This is a genomic window from Alkalihalobacillus sp. NPDC127517 (assembly GCF_050276055.1).
In the GTDB taxonomy this organism is placed as follows: Bacteria; Bacillota; Bacilli; order Bacillales; family Bacillaceae_D; genus Alkalicoccobacillus.
The window spans coordinates 269,821-289,088 of record NZ_JBNNQX010000003.1; the positions used below are offsets into that span (position 1 = coordinate 269,821).

17 protein-coding genes and 5 tRNA genes are annotated in these 19,268 nt (G+C 44.3%); 1 reads left to right on the forward strand and 21 read right to left on the reverse strand.

Translation table 11 applies throughout. From position 1 onward, the window contains the following. Window positions 1-71: 71 nt before the first annotated feature. The 14 genes from ACQKKO_RS05515 to ACQKKO_RS05580 form a co-directional block, all read right to left on the reverse strand. Window positions 72-1,352 (reverse strand): S1C family serine protease, encoded by a 1,281-nt coding sequence (locus tag ACQKKO_RS05515; protein ID WP_498645107.1) that lies wholly within the window; start codon window positions 1,350-1,352, stop codon window positions 72-74. A 243-nt stretch (window positions 1,353-1,595) separates the two neighbouring features. Next, a complete protein-coding gene (locus tag ACQKKO_RS05520) occupies window positions 1,596-2,138 on the reverse strand; it encodes a GNAT family N-acetyltransferase (RefSeq protein ID WP_498645109.1) in 543 nt (180 codons plus the stop codon). Between the two features lie 28 nt (window positions 2,139-2,166). Next, the gene (locus ACQKKO_RS05525) at window positions 2,167-3,765 is read right to left on the reverse strand and encodes an MGH1-like glycoside hydrolase domain-containing protein (protein WP_498645111.1); all 1,599 of its coding nucleotides are present in this window, start codon (window positions 3,763-3,765) and stop codon (window positions 2,167-2,169) included. A gap of 232 nt (window positions 3,766-3,997) precedes the next feature. Next, window positions 3,998-4,792: an MBL fold metallo-hydrolase gene (locus ACQKKO_RS05530; RefSeq protein ID WP_203087576.1), complete on the reverse strand. Its 795-nt coding sequence runs from the start codon at window positions 4,790-4,792 to the stop codon at window positions 3,998-4,000. Between the two features lie 18 nt (window positions 4,793-4,810). Further along, window positions 4,811-5,671, reverse strand: a complete 861-nt coding sequence (locus tag ACQKKO_RS05535) for a two-component system regulatory protein YycI (RefSeq protein WP_498645113.1) — start codon at window positions 5,669-5,671, stop codon at window positions 4,811-4,813. After that, window positions 5,658-6,980: a YycH family regulatory protein gene (locus tag ACQKKO_RS05540; protein WP_498645115.1), complete on the reverse strand. Its 1,323-nt coding sequence runs from the start codon at window positions 6,978-6,980 to the stop codon at window positions 5,658-5,660. The genes ACQKKO_RS05535 and ACQKKO_RS05540 overlap by 14 nt, the downstream gene beginning before the upstream one ends. A gap of 2 nt (window positions 6,981-6,982) precedes the next feature. Then, window positions 6,983-8,803, reverse strand: coding sequence for a cell wall metabolism sensor histidine kinase WalK (walK, locus tag ACQKKO_RS05545; protein ID WP_498645117.1), 1,821 nt, complete (start codon window positions 8,801-8,803; stop codon window positions 6,983-6,985). Next, window positions 8,803-9,516, reverse strand: a complete 714-nt coding sequence (yycF, locus tag ACQKKO_RS05550) for a response regulator YycF (RefSeq protein ID WP_203087572.1) — start codon at window positions 9,514-9,516, stop codon at window positions 8,803-8,805. Before yycF ends, walK begins: the two co-directional genes overlap by 1 nt. A 192-nt stretch (window positions 9,517-9,708) precedes the next feature. After that, window positions 9,709-9,781 (reverse strand) — tRNA-Thr (locus ACQKKO_RS05555). Window positions 9,782-9,784: 3 nt separating this feature from the next. Further along, window positions 9,785-9,860: transfer RNA gene (locus ACQKKO_RS05560), tRNA-Phe, on the reverse strand. A gap of 20 nt (window positions 9,861-9,880) precedes the next feature. Next, window positions 9,881-9,957, reverse strand: a tRNA-Asp gene (locus tag ACQKKO_RS05565). A 7-nt stretch (window positions 9,958-9,964) separates the two neighbouring features. Then, window positions 9,965-10,039: transfer RNA gene (locus ACQKKO_RS05570), tRNA-Glu, on the reverse strand. A 28-nt stretch (window positions 10,040-10,067) separates the two neighbouring features. Further along, window positions 10,068-10,140 (reverse strand) — tRNA-Lys (locus ACQKKO_RS05575). Between the two features lie 174 nt (window positions 10,141-10,314). Next, window positions 10,315-11,601 carry an adenylosuccinate synthase gene (locus tag ACQKKO_RS05580; RefSeq protein ID WP_498645119.1) on the reverse strand — a complete coding sequence of 429 codons (1,287 nt, stop codon included), beginning with the start codon at window positions 11,599-11,601 and terminating at the stop codon, window positions 10,315-10,317. Between the two features lie 1,006 nt (window positions 11,602-12,607). On the opposite strand from ACQKKO_RS05580, the gene ACQKKO_RS05585 reads away from it, so the two are divergent. Continuing rightward, the gene (locus ACQKKO_RS05585; RefSeq protein WP_498645121.1) at window positions 12,608-12,820 is read left to right on the forward strand and encodes a hypothetical protein; all 213 of its coding nucleotides are present in this window, start codon (window positions 12,608-12,610) and stop codon (window positions 12,818-12,820) included. Between the two features lie 44 nt (window positions 12,821-12,864). Here ACQKKO_RS05585 and dnaB read toward each other — a convergent pair whose 3' ends face one another. The 7 genes from dnaB to rpsF form a co-directional block, all read right to left on the reverse strand. Beyond that, on the reverse strand, window positions 12,865-14,229 hold the full coding sequence (dnaB, locus tag ACQKKO_RS05590) for a replicative DNA helicase (RefSeq protein WP_498645123.1): 1,365 nt from the start codon (window positions 14,227-14,229) through the stop codon (window positions 12,865-12,867). Window positions 14,230-14,299: 70 nt separating this feature from the next. Next, a complete protein-coding gene (gene rplI, locus ACQKKO_RS05595) occupies window positions 14,300-14,743 on the reverse strand; it encodes a 50S ribosomal protein L9 (protein ID WP_498645125.1) in 444 nt (147 codons plus the stop codon). Continuing rightward, a complete protein-coding gene (locus ACQKKO_RS05600; protein ID WP_498645126.1) occupies window positions 14,743-16,707 on the reverse strand; it encodes a DHH family phosphoesterase in 1,965 nt (654 codons plus the stop codon). The genes rplI and ACQKKO_RS05600 overlap by 1 nt, the downstream gene beginning before the upstream one ends. A gap of 12 nt (window positions 16,708-16,719) precedes the next feature. Beyond that, window positions 16,720-17,640, reverse strand: a complete 921-nt coding sequence (locus ACQKKO_RS05605) for a YybS family protein (protein ID WP_498645128.1) — start codon at window positions 17,638-17,640, stop codon at window positions 16,720-16,722. A 192-nt stretch (window positions 17,641-17,832) separates the two neighbouring features. Continuing rightward, entirely contained in the window at window positions 17,833-18,066 is a 234-nt protein-coding gene (gene rpsR, locus ACQKKO_RS05610) for a 30S ribosomal protein S18 (protein WP_143848023.1), read from the reverse strand. A gap of 41 nt (window positions 18,067-18,107) precedes the next feature. Continuing rightward, window positions 18,108-18,602 carry a single-stranded DNA-binding protein gene (gene ssb, locus ACQKKO_RS05615; protein ID WP_498645130.1) on the reverse strand — a complete coding sequence of 165 codons (495 nt, stop codon included), beginning with the start codon at window positions 18,600-18,602 and terminating at the stop codon, window positions 18,108-18,110. Window positions 18,603-18,695: 93 nt separating this feature from the next. Beyond that, window positions 18,696-18,989, reverse strand: a complete 294-nt coding sequence (gene rpsF / locus ACQKKO_RS05620) for a 30S ribosomal protein S6 (protein WP_203087563.1) — start codon at window positions 18,987-18,989, stop codon at window positions 18,696-18,698. Window positions 18,990-19,268: the final 279 nt, after the last annotated feature.

Sequence of the window (19,268 nt, forward strand, 5' to 3'; positions counted from 1 at the left end):
TGTGGATAACCTTTTACACAGGAAAAAAGCAGTGCCGGGGATCGGTCACTGCTTTTTTGTGGATATCTATATTAGAAGCTTTGTGGTTCTTGTAGCTGGACGTCGATGTCTTGTTTTTGACCGTCTCTGTATAGAGTGACGCTCACGGTGTCACCGACTTGTCTGTCCGTGTATAGAAAACGACGGAGGTCTGCGCCTTCGTTTAGATCTTCCCCATCAATTTGAACAATGACGTCATATTCCTGTAGTCCGGCTTTTTGAGCAGAAGAGTTTGGAGCAACACTTGTCACAACCACTCCTGCTTCAATGTCTTCCGGCAGGTTCAGTGTGCCTGTACGGTGCTGGGCAGGAATATCTGCTAGAGAGCGGATGCCAACGCCAAGCTGAGGGCGTTTCACTTCACCGAATGTTTCTAGGTCGTTAATGATTGGTTCAGCGACTGCAGTTGGGATCGAGAAGCCGATTCCTTCTACGGCGCTTTGCGCAATCTTCATGGAGTTAATTCCAATCACTTCACCATTTATATTAATCAGTGCGCCACCACTGTTACCTGGGTTAATGGCTGCATCGGTTTGAAGAACCTCTGCGTTCCAGTCTGGTTGTCCGTCGCCATCAAGGTCAACTGGGATGCTACGTTCTGTAGCAGAGATAATTCCTTGTGTTACGGAGCTCGCAAAGCTTTGACCAAGTGGATTCCCAATTGCAATCGCGGGTTCACCGGCACGTAGGTTTTCAGAGTTACCAAATGTCGCAACCGTATCTACATGCTCATCATCAATTTCCAGAACAGCAAGATCTGTAATTAAGTCTGCGCCAAGTAGTGTGGCTGGGACGTCTGTTCCGTCTGTGAGTGTAACACTTAATTCGTTTGCGCCCTCGACTACGTGGTTATTCGTCACAACATAGGCTTTGCCATTTTCTTTCTTATAGATGACACCTGAGCCTGTTCCCTCTGCAGCTTCCTGCTGTGAAAAGAGATCGCCCTGCTGCATGTTCGTTACGCCAACCACAGCGTCTGATACTTTCTCAACAGCATCAGTGATACCAGAGCTTACGTTTAAGTTAACGGCTTGGGATGGTTCGGAATTATCGATTTGTGTGCTGTTCACCTGTTCATTTGGTGAATTGCCATCAATCTCATAAGGGAGCCAGCCTAAGCTTGAAAGTGCAGGTGTTGACATCACAACGATCAGTCCACCGAGTACGGCCCCTCCAAATGCAGAAAGTGCTGTGCGCCCTTTGCCTTTCTTCTTACGGTAGCGTTCCTGTGGTTCTGTATGTCTTGGTTCGGATGAATAATGTCCTTGCTGCGTTGATTTGTCATTTGGGTCTTGCGAATCATAATAGCCCATCTTGTCTTACCCCTCTCTGTCTCCCTGGGAGTATAATGTCTTGCTTTGATCCTATTATACCGCTAGATTTGGCGGGGTCTAGTCGCACGAATTGTTTTTGTACATTTTTGACAATGCTTAGATAGTTTGCAACAAAGATGACGCGAACTTATGCAAATAGACGCAAATTGCGGTGGTGCTTTTAGCCTAATTGTGTGTATAGGATCATGTTTCCACATTTGAGAGGGCGTTAAACCTGATTAGTTAGGAATCCGTTTTTAAAATAGAAAACATGAGGACGTCCTGGTAGGCACCGGCAACATACTCGTATTGGCGCAGGCGTCCTTCTTCGATGAAGCCGTGCTTTTGGAGGATTTGTCTGGATCCAGTGTTTGCTGGGTCCACAATCGCCTCAATTCGTTGCAGTCCATACGTGTGAAAGCCGTAAGAGAGGACAGCCTGGATCGCTTCGCTTGCAATGCCTTTGCGCCAATGAGAGGGATGGAGCTCAAATCCGATCTCCGCACGACTATGTTGCTTGGCGCGGTTCAAGAACCCACAGCTGCCAATGACAATGTTCTCATCCTTTAATGTGATTCCCCACCGGATACCTGTTTCGGCTTTGCGGATCGAGTCATACCAACGAATCTCCTCATTTGCTATCGCCTCAGGTGATTCATAGGGATCAAGAGCCATTTGTTTGGTGACCTCAGGGTCGGATAAGTATTCGTACATAGATGTCGCATCAGCGGGTGTGATTTCTCTTAAGATGAGTCGTTCGGTTGTGATCGTTGGAAATGTTGTCATGAGTTCTGCTCCGTTCTTTGGTTTGATTTTACTCGTAGCTTGGTGGAACAATGCCGGGTGAGTTGGTTATGACCCAGGCTCCCGCTTGAAGCGTTTGGATTTCGTTGCCTTTGATTTGAAAATGATAGTCGGTTTGTTGGTATGTGAGTGTGCCCGTGATGGTGCGGACGGACATGCCGACTATTGAGATTGATTGATCAGCTTCGTTTAGGATCAGACGAATGCCAGGTGGGAATGTGGCGAGTTCCTCGCGATCCTTGTACAGTGTGCAGATTTCGTTTATATGAGTGAGCGCATATTCGTGATGGTTGTGATGTCTGCTGTAGGCCAGATTGTGCTGCTCGTGCTCCTGGTGGAATGGATATGGCGTTAATCCGGTGATCCAAAGCTCCCCGTCTGGTCGTGGCAGGATACCGGAGAGGCGCTCAGTGTAATCAAGCAGGCACAGAATCGATGGTGAATAGACGTCAGTAAAGCCGGCCTCGCCTGTCCACGGATGAAGCGTTTGTGGGAAACGGTCCATATGCGCGAACGCAGTTAAAATCGGCTGGAGCACCCACGAGAGTTCTACGTAATGTCCATGTGCTTCAAAGGCGTGTGGTGCACGGATCAGACTTAGGAAATTACTTGTACCGGACCAGCTGTTGTACGCCGTTGAAGTTGGGTCGAACCTCGGATCATCAAGCGCAATCGATGTGAATGGGTAAGCTGAGAAAAATTTTTTCGTATTTAAAAGGTAGCGGCTGAGTGCTTCGGAGAAAAAGTCGTGATCTCCGACTTCGCAGGCAAGCACACGCAATAGCACATCGGATTGTACTTTTACATATTGATTATTTCGGTCAAGATCATAGAAAAAGTGATCCTTATTATGATAGCAATGCTCCATCAAACTGTGGAGGCTTTGGTCGGCGAATTTGATCCAGTCATGAGTGGTATCGCCAAGCTCGGTAGCGATTTTTGCTAGGTAGAGACGCTGGCAATATACATTGGCCGTGAGATCCGGTGCAAGAAACGGGAGATGCGGTGAGTCTGGATGACACTGGGTCGCGTCACCTGTATGCGGCACATCAGGTGCGTGCCAGAAGCGAGGTGAGCGATCATGCCCGGTATCAAATGTGGAGAACGCTTCGACGCAGCCAGTTTGGCGTGTATTCCGGTATGTGGTGAGCCACGTGTCGTATTTGGCCATTGCGTCATACATCTTTTTCAGGAATACTTTGTCACGGCCATTAAGCTGGTAATGTGTCCAGACGCTTCGTGCGAGCGGCGAGACGAGTTGGATTTGGCGGTAATTCGGTCCGTCCGGCGTTACTTTATAGGGTATGAGTCCATCTGCGCGTTGATAGGTGGCGAATTGTTCAAATGTATGTTGCGCAATGTCCGGTAAAAAGCGAGAGAGAATCTCCGCATTAATGGTGCCGGTGCTCTCAAGCCAGGTTCCGTGATAGATTCCACCTTCATGCAGTACGGGTTTGCCTGTGCCGTGGTCTTTGATGCATTGTGCGAGCTGTGTATGAGCCTTCGTTATCATTCCTTCAAGCTGGGTGTTGGTTGAGACAAAGTGTGTGGTGCGGTCAGTTGATTGGTCGATCTGATCATATAAACGAGAAAGGATTGCCTGCGTCATCATATTCTCTCCTTTATGATAGGTTTGAGATTAGTTTACCTGTTTATAAGGGTGCGCGGGTATGGAATTTTGCTTTTAAACGGATGTATTTGGAGTTTTTCCGATGTATGTTGGATGAGACGCGATGTACTTCGGCTCATCCTTCTTGCTAAACCACCGGCCACCTCACCTCCCGCCCCGCCCACTCACTCCACAACAAAAAAGACCCAGCATCGGCTGGATCTCCTAATCTCTACACCACCGTCAAAGCGGTCGGCTTTAATGGATCGGTATCATATAGTTCAAATTGCTCGCCAACGCCCATGCCTTGTTCACGCAGGCTTTGCTCGACGGTGAGTCGGGCGAGGTCCTTCATGTTGTTATCAAGGCTAAGGTGCGCAAGGTAGATTCGGCTTGTTGTATCGCCGATTACGTCTGTGAGAGCAAGTGCGGCGTCTTCGTTGGACACATGGCCGACGTCGCTTAGGATGCGGCGCTTGACGTTCCAAGGGTAACGACCGATTCGCAGCATATTGAGGTCATGATTGGATTCAAAGACAAACATGTCTGCTCCTTTGATCGTTCCTTTAATCCGGTCGCTCACATAGCCCATGTCCGTCGCGATGACTAGCTTTCGGCCATTATGGCGGAACACGTAAAACATTGGCTCGGCGGCATCATGGGAGACGCCAAAGGATTCGACTTCCAGGTCACCAAAGCTACGTACGGTTTCCATATTAAAATGGAATTTTTGATCAACTGGAATGGTTCCAAGATTGCTTTCCATGGCGTTCCATGTTTTTTCGTTGGCGTAGATCGGTAGCTTGTGGCGTCTGGCGAAGATGCCGACACCTTTTATGTGATCACTGTGTTCATGAGTGACCAGGATCCCATCAAGCTCCTTGGGATCTCGATCAATTTCCTGAAACAGCTCGTCCATCTTTTTGCCGCTGAGGCCAGCATCGACCAGCAAACGCTGTGTGGGTGTTTCCACATACATGGCGTTTCCTGTACTGCCACTTGCCAACACACTAAATCGCAAGGCCATAAGTGGCCTCCTTTCCGGTTAATCCTCTATCATCTCTTCATCATCGGGTTCAAGATCAGTTGGCTGCTCGAGCTCAGGATCAATGACATCGCCTTCGTCATCCAGGATCCCTTGCTCCTGCACAATCCCTTCAAAGGCGTTAACGAGATACGTGACCTCGCCGATATCTTCTCCTTTATCAACGACAATTTTCATGATTGGAGCAAAGACTCGAGATTCTTTGAAAAAGCTATAGTAGCCTAACTGAAAGTCCGTCACCCGTTGATTCATAGTAATATATTGTTGGTTAAATAACGTTTCAATTGCACGCAAATTGATGAGTGTATCCTTTGGATCTCCTTGCTTCTCGAAATTCCAATACTCTTGTTCATAGGCATACACTTCATCATCTGTGTTCACAAACAACCGTAGGGGCTCGTTTTGATTCGTAAACACGGGCAATTCATCAAAAATTTGATCAAGGTAAATGACACTGTTTTCTTCTCGCACAAATTGATATTGTTCGCCGTGTGTTACATAAGCGGATAAAAATTGATTAAGGGTCTCTCGCTCTTCTCCAATTGGAAACGGGTCATCAAGCGTTGAGATCAGGGTTTGTTCATCCTTTAGCTCTGCGGTTTGCCCGTTGAGTGCAAGGGATTCGACATCTTCTGATTCCATCGTTTCTTTTTGACCAACAAGGTACTCCACTTCTTCTAAATCATCGGGTAGCTCCACATCGATGCTTACTTGATTTTCTCGTAATCGATCCTGTGTGCTGTTCCCGCTAATTAAGCTCAGTTGATTTTCATCATTCACCTGATAAAGCTGATAACCAAGGAAGAGGTTTAAGAAAAGGAAGGTCATAATGAATACGGTTTTGGTTCTACTCCAATTCATTTGCCCCTCCCTCTGCCGGAACCTTCTGCCAGCTACTGTTATTATCAGTGAACACATACCATGCTGGTTCAAACGTTACGAGACCACGCTGGTTATCTTGATCAACCATCTCATATCCCACTCGAATATCTTGAATACTTTCAAGATCAAAGTTTTCTGCCGCTTCAAGCTTTTCAATGACACTCTCACCTGATTGCAGCTCGATCATACTTTCATCGATTGGTGTATTATCCAGCTTAAGGAGAGGTCGAATGTAGCTTGTTGTCTGGGTACCTGACTTATCTACACTTATCGTCATGCTATCACGGCTATTTTTGAAATTATAAACAGGTAGATTGTTCACATATAACCGGTACACGGCTGACTCACGCTCGTTTGATTCTCGCCACCAGCTTAATACATAATCGTTCGTCCACCCGTTGTGGTTATTAATGTAGTCAAAGCTTGTCTGCGGAATACTGGTTGATAAACTGGATGAATCGGAAGTAGAAGAGTTCCGATAGGTCATAAAGTTCTCATTATCTCGCAGATTTAAAATTCGTGTTCCATCTGTATACGTAAATTCCCCATTGCTTTGGCGATAGTTTCGCACCGTTTTCGGATCAGGGAATAAGGTTTGCGTAATGTCATCTTTCGGCACCCGATCGGTTGAATACTGCAGACGCGCATACTCATTTGCATTGGTTGGGATATAGATATTTTCCTGATTCAATAAAACCGCTTGGCTATTCGTAGCATTTACAGTCATTGCCGGAACAGCTGTATTATCATCTAGGAATCGGTCTAGATCTGATGACTGAAAGGTTGTAGAGATTTCAAAGGGTGCCTTGTCAGCAGAAGAATACACTTGTAGCTTTACGCCATCTCCATCATCGTACAGTAGAATTCGATCGACCCCACGTAACGGCATCTCATCCTCTTCTCCGGTTTCCCCAAACAAACTCATAAACATTTTTATTGGGATTCGGTCGGGAAATACAAACTCAATGCCTGTTGTAACATCTGTTGGCGGGAAAGGATTTGTTTCATATAATTCTGCGTTCAAAAGTGTTTCATAGATTTGATTAAACAAATCATTTGTCTCAAGCACCATGTAGCTTTCTCCAAATTGGTGCTTAATGATTTTACTCGGTCGAATAACATCCTCAATCGACTTGTTTTCACCAATTCGATTCACTTCAACTGCTTCAGAATCTTGTTCCATCAAATCAGGCTCGTAGGTCCACAGAAACCAAGTTAAGACTAAACTTAAAAGGACCAAAAAAACGAGTAACCATGTTTTAAGTCGTTCATAATATAGTCCTCTCACGTTCACATGTCTCCTCCCTTAGATGTTGAGTAGGGTAATGTGAAGTAAATGGTCGTTCCTTCTCCGTACTCACTGTGCACCCATATGTCTCCACCGTGGGCTTGAACTAATTCTTTGGCAATCGCAAGACCAAGTCCCGTACCACCTATATTTCGCGCCCTCGCACGATCGACACGGTAGAATCTGTCGAATATTTTCATCTGACTTTCCCGGGGAATACCCATCCCTTGGTCAGCAATACTTACGCGCACATGATTTCCTTGATGGAGCAAGGTTGTTGTGATGTTTGCGCCCTCAGCAGAGTATTTTAGTGCGTTTGAAATTATGTTGTCTAATACTTGAATCAATTTATCCTGATCCATTTCAACATAGCTTGGTTTTTTCGATATATGTCGATTTAATTCGATATTCTTTTCCTGGGCAATAATTTCAAAGCGATCGAGTACTTCATGCAAAAATTGTCCAAAATCAATCCATTGTAGATTAAATTGGTAATCATCGCTGTCGATTTTTGAAAGCTGCAGTAAGTCATTTACGAGACGAATCATTCGTTCCGTTTCATTTTGCGTAACTTTCAAGAAACGAGGTCCCATTTCCTCGTCCCGCATCACACCGTCTTCTAATGCTTCAAGATAGCTTTTCATCGTTGTCAGAGGCGTACGTAGCTCGTGTGAAACGTTCGCTACAAACTCACGACGCTCCTGTTCAATCTTTTCTTTTTCCGTGACATCATGTAGAACGGTAATTAGTCCATTGATTGGCCCCTCGTCCTCTTGAATCACGGAGAAATTCGCTTCGAGCAGGTATTGCCCTTCTTCATTACTAAAATCAAGTAGAAGGGAGCCTGAGTGATCATAGAGATCATACACGCCAAACGTATCTGTTAGCTTAAGCACGTCGGTTAAAGGCTGACGCATCACCTGTTTACTAGAAACGCCGAGCAACTCTTCAGCTCGTTTATTTAGTAAAATAACACGACCATTCTGATCCGTTGCAACCACACCGTCCGTCATGTTAGAAAGCACAGAGCTTAGACGTTTTTGCTCACGATCACGAGTTAACGTCGCATCATGAAGCTTCATCGTCAGCTGGTTAAAAGACGTTGCCAGCTGCCCGATCTCATCCGTACTATATACCTTTACCTGACGTGAGAAATCCCCATGACTCATACGTAAGGTTTGCTTTCTCATTTCCAAAATCGGCACAATGATTGTCCGCGCAAGCAAAATAACGAGAATCGCCGATATAATTAATGCAATCGTCGTTCCCTTAAAGAGAATGCTATTAATCTCACTTATTTGTGTATAAATATCCTCAAGCGACGCCTGAATGTAGATAACCCCAAGCACCGTTTCATTGTCCTGCATAATCGGAACAGCCATAATGCGGAAACGTTCCTTATTCGAGTCGAGCACCTCACCCTCCTCGGTTGAACCAAGCAAGGCACGCTTCACTCGAATCTCATTATTCCGCATCCCAATCTGATCGCGCGCTCCCGTATTGGATGTCCCTAGAATCACTTCATTCTTATCAATTACCTGAACGGTTGCATTATCAATCGTAAAGAAATCTCGTAACAGTGAGTTAATATCATCTGTGAGCTGTTCCCGTTCCTCAGGAGGGTTCCCAAGTACCTGGGCCAGCTGATAGTTTAACAGAGTAGAGCGCTCGCTCAGCACATCAAAATGATTCTCTAAAAGATCCTGCTCAAGCTGCCTTGAAAAGTACACACCAATCACTTGAACGGCTACAAGGATTAAAAGAACATAGGCGATAATCAGCTTAAACTGAATGGATTTAAAGAAGCCAATTCTTCTATCCATTAAGACTTCTCCTGCTCCTCTGGTTCTGGTTCATTTAAGAAATATCCGACTCCGCGACGTGTAATAATCCACGCTGGGAAGCTTGGGTTGTCCTCTACTTTTTCACGCAAACGACGTACGGTTACATCAACAGTCCGCACATCTCCAAAGTAATCATAGCCCCAAACAGCCTGAAGCAGATGTTCTCTGGTCATCACTTGGCCAAGATGTTTGGCAAGGTAATGGATTAATTCAAACTCACGGTGAGTCAGCTCAATCGGTTCCCCGCGTCTCTTAACCTGGTACGCATCTGGATAGATGACGAGACTTCCAATCACAAGCTCTTTCTGTGCCGGTGCTTCCTCCGTTGTCTTCTGACGACGCAGGTTCGCTTTTACACGCGCAAGAAGCTCTCTTGTGCTAAACGGCTTCGTTACATAATCATCTGCCCCAAGCTCAAGTCCTAGCACTTTATCAATCTCCGAATCCTTAGCTGTTAGCATAATGATCGGAATATCATAGCTTTTTCGTACTTCTCTACATACTTCCATTCCATCTTTATGAGGAAGCATAATATCTAATAAAATTAAATCAGGCTTCTCCTGTTTAACTTGTTCCATAGCCTCAACGCCGTCATAGGCACAGACGACCTCAAATCCCTCTTTTTCGAGGTTAAATTTTAAGATATCTGCAATGGGACGTTCGTCATCCACAACGAGAATTCGTTTATCCATTAACAAGTCTCTCCTATTCTTATCAAACTTCTTTTAGTTTAACACAAATAACCCCGCGACCAAACGACATCCATATGTACCGTTGCACGGGGAAAAGCTTATCTATATACGTTCTTTGCAATCAATTCAACCCACTCGTACAAAAAGAACCCTCAATCAAGTATTCATGATGAGGGTTCTCTAGCGAATGAATGCCGGCCAGAGGACTTGAACCCCCAACCTACTGATTACAAGTCAGTTGCTCTACCAATTGAGCTAGGCCGGCAAATGGTGGCTCAGGACAGAATCGAACTGCCGACACACGGATTTTCAGTCCGTTGCTCTACCAACTGAGCTACTAAGCCACACTACTATTCAAATAAAATGGCGGTCTGGACGGGACTCGAACCCGCGACCTCCTGCGTGACAGGCAGGCATTCTAACCAACTGAACTACCAGACCGAATAAATGGTGACCCGTACGGGAATCGAACCCGTGATACCGCCGTGAAAGGGCGGTGTCTTAACCGCTTGACCAACGGGCCACTATGTAAAGATTTTTTAAAAAGAAAGTGAGCCATGAAGGATTCGAACCTTCGACCCTCTGATTAAAAGTCAGATGCTCTACCAACTGAGCTAATGGCTCATGTTTTTAACATGTTGTCTTTGACGACAAGATTTATCTTAGCATATATGCTTGTCCTGCGCAACACTTTTCTAAAAAAAGTTGTGATTTCATGTACTTTTTTCTCTTAACCAAGAATATCTAATAAAACAGGGGAATGCAAGGAGCAATTTTGCTCCCTGCGCCTCCTGTAACTTAAGCAAATACTCCACGAACAAGATTCGTTTGATCACGATCTGGTCCTACAGAGAAGATTGTTAACGGAATACCTGTTAACTGAGATACACGCTCAATATAATGACGAGCATTTTCAGGTAGATCAGACAAGCTTTTCGCTCCAGTAATATCCTCAGTCCAGCCTGGAAGCTCTTCAAATACCGGCTCACACTCAGCAAGTACCTTTAAGCTAGCTGGGAACTCTTCCATCACTTCTCCACGGTACGTGTATGAAGTACAAATCTTTAATGTCTCAATTCCAGTTAATACATCGATAGAGTTAAGAGAAAGATCTGTAATTCCGCTTACACGACGAGCATGACGTACAACCACACTATCAAACCAACCCACACGACGTGGACGACCTGTTGTTGTTCCGTACTCATTCCCTACATCACGGATCAATTCACCCGTCTCATCATGAAGCTCAGTTGGGAATGGACCATCTCCAACACGAGTTGTGTACGCTTTGGATACACCAACCACATGGTTAATCTTTGAAGGACCTACACCAGAACCAATCGTTACTCCACCCGCGATTGGGTTAGAAGACGTAACAAATGGATACGTACCTTGGTCAATATCAAGCATAACACCTTGCGCACCTTCAAATAGAACACGACGGCCATCATCTAATGCATCGTTTAACACAACAGATGTGTCGCACACATACTTAGCGATTTGCTGCCCGTAGTCATAGTACTCTTCAAAAATTTCTTCTTTCGTAAAACCTTCTGTCTCATAATATTTCTCAAACAGACGGTTTTTCTCTTTAAGATTTAGCTCAAGCTTCTCTTCAAATGTTTCTTTATCTAATAAGTCAGCGATACGAATGCCGATACGCGCTGCCTTATCCATATATGCAGGGCCAATCCCTTTTTTGGTTGTCCCAATTTTATTTACGCCTTTACGATCCTCTTCCACAATATCAAGCTTTAAATGATAAGGAAGAATCACATGTGCACGATTACTAATTTTAAGGTTACTTGTGTCTACATCACGATCGTGTAAATATTTTAACTCTTCAAGAAGTGCTTTCGGGTCAATCACCATTCCGTTTCCAATCACGCAATCCTTCTCTTTATAGAAGATTCCGGATGGAATAAGGTGAAGCTTATACTTCGTTCCACCAAACACAATCGTATGTCCCGCGTTATTTCCACCTTGGTAACGTGCGACAACCTCTGCTTTTTCAGAAAGATAATCGGTAATTTTTCCTTTTCCTTCGTCGCCCCACTGTGTTCCTACAACAACAACTGATGACATTTGTTGCACCTCCAACTCTCTTCTAAAAACCCTTGATAAGTATATCAGCTAGAGATAGCATCGTCAAACAAAACACGAACATTCTTATTCGGTAATTCTACATTTGTTCGTATAAAAAGAGCTTACTAGAGTTGATAAGGGGTCACTGGTTCTAAATAATAGGTTCTTGCTTAATATAGTGGATTGGGAGTGGGGTGAGCGTAGGTTCTTGGTTGAGTCGCTTTTTCTCTTGGTTTTGTGTTGTGTGGGCTTGGTAATTGGGCTCTGTTTCTTGGTATCGAGGTGTGCTCCTTGCTTTTCGATCGCTTTTTCTTGTTATCAGATCTCTCTTCTTGATTGAGCCCCCCTTCTAGCTTGCTAAAATGTCCATTTCTCTTGATAACGGCTCTGCGCTCTTGTTGCATGAGCTTTTCTTCTTGCTAACGCTACCCGCAGGCTTGGTTTTTAAGCTTTTCTTCTTAGTAATCACCTATTTTAAACGTGTACACGTTTATTCCTTATTTGTAGACGTGTTCTTGGTTGAGTCGCTCTTTCTCTTGGTTTTGTGTTGTGTGGGCTTGGTAATTGGGCTCTGTTTCTTGGTATCGAGGGGTGCTCCTTGCTTTTCGAACAGCTTTTCTTGCTATCAAGAGACACTTCTTGATTGGCCCCCCTTCTTGCTTGCTCCGCACCTCATTCTTCTTGGTAACATCTTTGCGTTCTTGCTTTATTTGCCTTTGTTCTTGGTTTCCATGCACTTCTGCTTAGTAATCATCATTCTTAAACGTGTACACGTTTAGTCCTTATTGAATGTGATTTTCTCTTGGTATCTTCGAACTTAGTTTAGGGGCTCTATCCTTTATTTGTCTTAATAACGTCCTTACATTCTTAGTACTGACATCTAAGTTCTATTCCCCAACACATACCTTAAATCGATCTCGTTTCCCCGCTTTTTTTAGGTTTGATCATGCATGAAAGAAGGCACAGAGGAATAAGGTTGTACAAGGGAGATGAGAGGAGTGAATAGATGCGAGCGTTTAGTAATAAGTTATGGGCGTTTTCAGTCTTTTTATTACTACTAGCCATTTCGTTGTACGTGATTACAGCTAATATACATAGTTACTATTTATTTATCGGTATGATTTTCGTTACAACATTGTTTGTGTTAAATGTTGTGTTCGCTCTTGTTGTGGAGATGATTAAGTGGGTGTTCAAACCTGTTGGAAGACATGCAAGATAAGAGCATACAAAAAAGCAGAGCGAATGTGGCTCTGCTTTTCTCATTTATGCGCCTGGTGGCATGTCTCGTTCGTCGTGTCGTCTGTCGAGGTTTACGAATTTGTTGTATTCCTTAACAAAGGCGAGCTCGACGGTTCCGACTGGGCCGTTCCGTTGTTTGGCGATGATGATTTCGATGATGTTTTGGTTTTCCGATTCTTTGTCATAGTAATCGTCACGGTATAGGAACGCAACGATATCGGCATCCTGCTCGATACTTCCTGATTCCCGGATATCAGACATCATCGGGCGTTTATCCTGTCGTTGCTCTACGCCACGTGATAGCTGAGATAAGGCAATAACCGGGACTTCGAGTTCCCTTGCGATGGCCTTTAGGGTACGCGAGATCTCCGATACTTCTTGCTGACGGTTCTCGCCGCTTCGGCCGTTACCTTGGATCAGCTGCAGGTAGTCGATCATGATCATACCCAGTCCATTTTCTTGCTTCAGACGGCGGCATTTGGCACGGATATCGTTTACTTTAACACCGGGTGTGTCGTCGATGTAGATCCCGGCCTTTGAGAGTGAACCCATAGCCATGGTCAGCTTTTGCCAATCCTCATCGTTTAAAGCACCGGTTCTCATGCGTTGGGCGTCAATATTGCCCTCGGCACAGAGCATCCGCTGTACAAGCTGACTGGCGCCCATCTCTAAGCTAAAGATGGCGACACTTTCCTCTGTTTTTGTGGCAACGTTTTGCGCAATGTTTAAGGCAAAGGCCGTTTTACCTACTGATGGACGAGCGGCAACGATAATTAAGTCATTGCGCTGGAATCCGGCCGTCATTTTATCAAGCTCGGTAAAACCAGTGGCAATTCCGGTAATATCGCCGGTTTGATTTTGAAGCATCTCAATTCGGTCGTAGGTTTCAACGAGCACGTCTTTAATTGAGATAAAGGCACTTGTGTTTTGACGGTGTGAGACTTCGAGAATGGTCTTCTCCGCTTCATTTAAAATGGTATCGACTTCTTCTTCGCTCGCGTACCCTTCCGCTGCAATATCTGTTGCCACGCGAATGAGTCGTCTTAGTACAGACTTTTCTTCCACGATCCGGCTATAGTATTCAACGTTTGCAGCAGTCGGGACAGCATTAGCGATGTCCCCTAGATACGCAACTCCACCAATTTCCTCAAGCCACTTCCGATCCTGCAGGTCAGAGGTGACGGTGACTAAGTCAACGGGCTCACCTTTTTCAGCAAGCTCAACCATCACCTGATAGATGCGTTGGTGCGAGGCCCGGTAAAAGTCTTCTGGCATCAGCTTCTCCGTTGCAGTAATTAACGCTGCATCTGAGAGAAAAATAGCACCTAGTACTGCCTGCTCTGCTTCTATATTTTGTGGAGGGGTTCTGTCTGAAAACAACTCACTCACGATTACTCTTCCTTTCGCAAAAAAAACAACCGCCTCCAGCTTGGAGGACAGCTGCTTTTCCAGGTCTCTCTTATTCTTCAATCACATGTACTTTAACAGTTGCTGTTACTTCAGGGTGAATCTTAATTGGTACTTTGGTGACGCCGAGTGAGCGGATTGGCTCATCTAAACCAATTTTGCGTTTGTCGACTTTCTTTTTCATCTTCTTCAGTGTCTCAGCAATTTGCTTCGTTGAAATGGCTCCGAATAAACGTCCGCCTTCTCCTGATTTTGCTTTGATTTCAACTGTTAGCGCTTCTAGCTCATCTTTATATGCTTTCGCCTCAGCTAGTTCCTCTTCTTGTTTCTTATCCGCACTTTTCTGCTTTGCTTCAAGGTCCTTGAGGTTTCCTTTTGTTGCAGTAACAGCTAAGTTGTTTGGTAGAAGATAGTTGCGTGCATATCCTTCAGATACATTCTTCTTCTCGCCTTTTTTCCCTTTTCCTTTAACATCTTCTAAGAAAATAACTTCCATTATTCGTCTCCCCCTGTCACTTCATCAATGGCTTCTTGAAGCGCTTCTTTTGCTTCTTCCACGCTTATCCCCTCAAGCTGGGTAGCCGCATTGGACAGATGTCCTCCGCCATTTAGTCTTTCCATTATAACCTGAACGTTTATTTCGCCCAACGATCGTGCACTGATACTGATTAATCCATCCTCTCGCTGCGAGATCACAAAGGATGCAACCACTTGTTTCATGGTGAGCAGCGTATCGGCTGCCTGAGCAATAATCAATTGCGTGTATGTCTCTGTTGGATCTGCTGTGGCAATCATATAGCCTTCGCGGTACATCTCACCTGATTCAATCAGCTTAGCACGCTTTTTATAGTGGTCCAAGTCTTCTTTCAGGAGCTTTTGGACCAGCACCGTGTCGGCTCCGTTTGAGCGTAGGAATGATGCAGCATCAAAGGTTCTCGCACCTGTTCGCACGGCGAAGCTCTTCGTATCAACGATAATCCCGGCAAGGAGCGCTGTGGCTTCAAGTCGATCCATATTTAATTGCTTTGGCTGGTATTCAAGTAACTCTGTAACAAGCTCAGCTGTAGACGACGCATAAGGCTCCATATACACAAGAACAGGGTCGTTGATAAAATCTTCGCCACGTCTGTGATGATCAAGTACAACGACTCGATCCACCATATCAAGCAGTTTTGGTTCAATGACCATTGACGGCTTGTGTGTATCCACAATCACGAGCAGCGTTTCTTTATCAATTAATGAAACAGCTTCTTCTGGTGAAATAAATTGTGACCAAAGGTGATCGTGTGTTTCCACTTCTTCCATTAATCTTTGTACATCTGCATTCATATCACTTTGATCAAGAACAATGTATCCTTCTCGGTCATTTACATCTGCAATTTTTAGTACACCGATTGAGGCACCGATTGCATCCATATCCGGTCGCGAATGCCCCATCACAATCACACGTTCACTTTCTGTCACAAAGTCACGTAAGGCATGAGAAATGACTCGTGCTCGTACACGCGTACGTTTCTCCATAGCATTGGTTTTGCCCCCGTAGAACCTGACACGACCATTCTTTCGTTTGATCGCTACTTGGTCTCCACCACGCCCCAACGCAAGGTCTAAGCTTGATTGTGCGACTTGCCCTAGCTCTCTAAGAGAAGATTCGTCTGTTCCCACACCAATACTTAGCGTAATGGACGCTTTTTCTCTACTCGTTGCCTCTCGGATCTCATCCACAATCGCAAATTTATTTTCTTCCAACAACAAAAGGGATTTATAATTCATCACAGCGAGGAACCGATCTGACGCCGTTCGCCTAAGAAAAATATCATAATCATTAGCCCACTGATTTAACGTGGACGTAATTGTACTCATCATACGACTTCTGACCTGCTCTTCCATCCCCTGGGTTACTTCATCGTAGTTATCCAAGTAAATCAATGAAACAACGGTCTGCGTATCTTCGTACAGCTCTTTTGTTTCTTCCTTTTCGGTTACATCGGTTAAGTATATGAGTCGCTCGTTGCGTTCAACTTCTACGTGATAAAAAACCGAATCCACTTGAATCGTCTCAGATGTAGAGCCCTCATCAAGAATAACGAGGAGTTCTTCACTAATCACAGAGAGATTCTCTCCAATCAGATCCACTTCAATTCGATTGTTCACAAAAGGATTCACCCATTGAATCACATGATTCTCATTATACAGAATGATACCAACTGGGAGATTGGCTACAGCACCCTCTCCAGCCTTATTCACACGATAGGAAAGAGTAGAAAGGTACGCCTCTAGCTCTTGTTCAAACCCCTTTTTGGCATAAACCGAATAAAAGGCAACAAGAATGACAGCAGCAAAGCTTGCGAGACCTATCTGCCAATGCCAAAAGGTAATCAACGTGCTTAACACAATCGCCACAGCAAACAATGCAATGACATGATAGCCGTGCCATCGATTCATTATAGACTTCGGCATTCTTGTCAACTCCTACTTTCTCTGGCTTCCCAGCCTGCTTTTCAAATCAAGAACCAGATCAGCAATTCCGACCAGTCTAACAATTTGTTGAAGCGGCGCAAGTACTAATGTTATAACCACAGCAAGAATTCCTAGAATCTTAGGAAGCTTCTTCAAATGGAAGAAGAATAAGATAAAGGATAGTCCTTGGATAGTCATAATGGTTTCAATTAATAAAAACACATTGGTTACCGCAATAAAAAGAGTGCTACCCTCTTCTGGTTGCGTTGTAAGTAGTAAGATAAACGCAATCAAATAGTACCAAATAAACGCCTTAGGGAATCCCCATTCACGTAAAGGAGGTACTCGGTTGGCCTCTAAATTACAGCGTCTTAACAAGATACCCGCTAGCCAGACTGTTATAACTCCCATAACAGTTCCAGTTAGAACCAATATATATGGGATAATAGAAGGAATAAATGTTAAGTTCGTCGTTACTGATTCAATTTGTTCCGACGAGGTCCCTGCTTGTTCCAGGAAGGATGTCACTTGGTCACGTTGTGTTGAAATCATCTCTCGCAAGCTTTGGTCTGATAGAAGCGTTAACAGCACATACCCAACTAATAGGTGAAAAATGTACGTTAAGCTCGCTCCAATCAATACAGCAAACCCATCGGCCTTTCTGCGGTGAAGCTCACCAATCACTATACCAACAGAGGCCCACACAAAGGTTAAAATAAACGCTTCAACGAACAGAGCTGTTAGGATACAGAGAAATCCAAAGAGAAGGAGTGAAGGCTTAATTCCATGACGCGCTGCAAAATAAACAAGCGGTAGTGGCAGAGTCCAAAGAACTACCACATTCAAGATCGGAACAAGAAGTGTAGCAAGTAATAGTAAAACATATAGTCCAACAATCAAAATGCCGTCTTTCCAAGCACTTTTTTGATTCACAATGTCACCTCTTTTTACAAGAAACACATACCCTTTTTCATAAGAAAAAAGAACGAATGTAAGCTCAATATATACCTGTCTATTTTATCGTAATTGCTTACAGAATTAAAGGTTTCCTTTTAGTGTACACTCTTTCTGTAAAAAAAATAAATCGACGAGGAACGGATTCCTCGTCGACCTATTTAATCAACATTAGTTTACTTCGTTAACATAAGGAAGTAATGCGATTTGACGTGAACGCTTGATAGCGATAGTCAATTTACGTTGGTACTTAGCAGACGTTCCAGTCACACGACGAGGCAAGATTTTGCCACGTTCTGAGATAAAACGTTTAAGAAGCTCAGTATCCTTATAGTCAATGTGCGTAATTTTGTTTACAGTGAAGAAACAAACTTTCCGGCGTTTAGGACGACCACGACGAGCCATAACGGAACAACTCCTTTCTTATGATTGATCAGGCAGAAAACTTAAAACGGTAGATCATCGTCCGAGATATCAATGGGTTTCCCATCATTTGCAAATGGATCATCCTTATATCCACCCTGCTGCTGCTGACGGTTATCGTTCTGGTTTGGAGCGTAACCACCTTGAGCATAGTTATTGTTAGACTGTGAACCACTATTTTGTTGGTTATTCTGACTGTTACGCGGTTCCAGGAACTGGACGCTTTCGGCAACGATTTCGGTCACATAGACGCGACGGCCTTCATTGTTGTCATAGCTTCTTGTTTGTACACGGCCATCGACGCCTACCAAGCTGCCTTTAGTTAAAAAGTTAGCTACATTTTCAGCTGGTTTACGCCATACAACGCAGTTGATGAAGTCAGCTTCACGATCTCCCTGTTGATTCGAAAATGGACGATTCACAGCAAGTGTAAAGTTGGCAACAGCTACTCCGCTTGGTGTATAACGTAATTCAGGATCTTTTGTCAGGCGACCAACTAGGACAACACGATTGAGCATCCAAATCCCTCCCGCTTCTAAAAGTATTAAGACGGTCCCCGAGAGGATGTCCAAAAGCAAGATTAAGCGAGACTGCTTAACCTCTGGTTTTAATTATTGTTCGTCTTTAGTTACTAGGACACGAATAACGTTGTCGTTGATTTTGATTAAGCGATTAAATTCATTAAGCGCATCAGAATCAGCAGCAGCGTTTACGTTTAGCAGTACGTAGAAACCTTCAGTGAAATCATTGATTTCATAAGCTAAACGACGTTTACCCATTTCATTAACCTTTTCGATCTCAGCACCATTCGTTGTTAATACGTTGTTAAAACGTTCAACGATTTCTTTATAAGCTGATTCTTCCAGGTTTGGAGCGATGATGTACATAATTTCGTACTTACGCATTCCGGCCACCTCCTTTTGGTCTAAGCGGCTCCGATTAACAGAGCAAGGAGCAAAACTCATCGACAGAGTCATTTTACTCACAACAATTAATGATAGCAGATTTGGAGCAAATAGGCAAGTATATGAGGGAATGAAAAACAATAAAATCGAGTTACGTTATTATGATGCTCTAGTCGTCGCTACAGAGAAGGGGCACGCTTTCCTGTGGAGGGCTTTGAACGAATTGGCTGTGCCAATTCATTTCAACCTTGCCCTTTTCTCCACTAGGAGTCGACCCCT